This window comes from Micrococcus sp. LASM2_SD2 (genome assembly GCF_057364565.1).
This window is the reverse complement of record NZ_JBNFOB010000421.1, coordinates 1-933: the sequence shown is the minus strand read 5'-3', so window position 1 is coordinate 933 and position 933 is coordinate 1. Positions and strand designations below refer to the sequence as shown.

1 protein-coding gene is annotated in these 933 nt (G+C 71.0%); it reads left to right on the top strand.

Going from position 1 to position 933, the window contains the following annotated elements; translation table 11 throughout:
• The coding region (locus AC2W7A_RS12875; RefSeq protein WP_485991671.1) for a CPBP family intramembrane glutamic endopeptidase at window positions 1-825 on the top strand (825 nt) is incomplete at its 5' end.
• Window positions 826-933: the final 108 nt, after the last annotated feature.

The window sequence follows — 933 nt, the reverse complement described above, 5'->3', positions numbered from 1 at the left end:
CGTCCCCGCCCCGGCTGGCCGACGCGGCCGCCGTCGCAGCGCACGGACCCGGCCCGCTGGGCCCCGGGCAGGTTCCACTGGGGCGATGCCCTCGTGGTCCTCGCCTACGTCTTGATGATGCTCCTGGGCGCCGGCGGTCTGCTGGCCATGGCCCTGGGCTGGGTCACCCCGGTGGACGGCGAGTTCTCCGTGCTGGACATGTTCACCATGAACCTCGTCAGCTACGTGATCATCACGGCGATCGTGGCGGTGGTGGCGTGGCGGCCGTTCGTGCGCTCGCTCGGGGTGTTCCGGCACGGCACCTGGTGGAAGCTGGCGCTGCTGCCGGCCACGTGGTTCGCCTGCATCGTCGTGAACGTGGTGCTGCTGAGCCTGATCGGCCGCGCCGCGCAGTCCGCGAACCAGGCGTCCCTGGAGGAGATGACCGCCGCCGCCCCGCCGGCGCTGATGGTCCTCATGACCGTGGTGATGGCGCCGCTGGTGGAGGAGTACCTGTTCCGGCACCTGCTGATCGGGAAGCTCTCCCGGTACCTGAACGTGTGGGTGTGCGCGGCCGTGTCGATCGTCGCGTTCGTCCTGCTGCACTTCGCCGGCACCGGCGGGCAGTTCGACCTGGTGGAGACCGTGCCCTACCTGACCCTCGCGGTGGCCATCACGGTGTCCTACATCCTCATGGGCCGCTCCTTCGGGTACGCGGTGCTGCTGCACATGGTGAACAACGGCATCGCCGTGGCGGTGCTGTACCTGGTGATGCCGCACATGCCGGACGTTGCGGACCTGCAGCCCTCCACCGTGGTCCCGTACCTGTCCCTGGTCGGCCTGTGACCTCCCGGAAGCACGACGACGGCCGCTCGCCGCGGCCGTCCGCCTCACGGGAGCGCGGGGGCGCCGAGGGGCGTGCCGACGCGCGACGGAGACAGGGGCGACGACGCC